This window comes from Lysinibacillus sp. RU7 (genome assembly GCF_057837305.1).
In genome coordinates this window covers 1-274 of record NZ_JBYQFK010000121.1, presented here as the reverse complement: position 1 = coordinate 274, position 274 = coordinate 1, and the positions used below count along the sequence as shown (strand labels likewise).

General features: G+C 68.6%; 1 protein-coding gene. It reads right to left on the bottom strand.

Annotation, left to right across the window (positions count from 1 at the left end; all coding sequences use genetic code 11):
- A partial coding sequence (locus AC3II9_RS21780; protein WP_489158777.1) for a helix-turn-helix domain-containing protein occupies positions 1–274 on the bottom strand: 274 nt, incomplete at both ends.

The following is a 274-nucleotide window of genomic DNA, read 5'->3' as shown; positions in this document are numbered from 1 at the left end:
CAACGCCCGACCGACGGAGCGTGGAAAAGGCCCGCGACAGCGCCTCGGGGGCGAGGCCGAGTTTGCCGGCGAGGACGCTCTTCTGGAACGGCAGGCGGAAGGAGAAGCTCTCCGACCCGATCGGGCAGTGGCTCAAAATGTAGTTCGCGACGCGCTGGGGCGCGGTGAGCAGGCGGTCTTCGGCAAGGCAGTCCTCGGCCATCTTGCCGTGATGGCAGAGGAGCTCGAGAAGCGCCTGGGCGACGCCCGTGTCTTCGGCGGCAAGCTGGCGCAG